This is a genomic window from Streptococcus sp. 4886, assembly GCF_013276485.1.
Lineage (GTDB): Bacteria > Bacillota > Bacilli > Lactobacillales > Streptococcaceae > Streptococcus.
Map to the genome: position 1 here is coordinate 1 of NZ_VMLD01000025.1, position 234 is coordinate 234.

General features: G+C 47.4%; 1 protein-coding gene. It reads left to right on the forward strand.

The features are described from left to right. Positions 1–234: Rib/alpha-like domain-containing protein (locus HT679_RS10010; RefSeq protein WP_275689799.1), on the forward strand; the 234-nt coding region annotated here is incomplete at both ends.

Genomic DNA, 234 nt, shown 5'->3' on the forward strand with positions numbered 1-234 from the left:
GTTGTCAATGTCACTCCACAAAGTGCAGGAGCTACTCCAACCGCTACGGAAACAACTGTTGAACACAATGCACAGCCGAAAGCGGAAGATAGCATAGGTAACAAGGACGCCTTGCCAGCAGGAACAAGTTATGCATGGAAGCCAGATGCGACACCAGATACAGGCACACATGGAGCGAAGAAAGGAAAAGTTATCGTAACTTATCCAGACACATCAACGGACGAAGTAGATGTA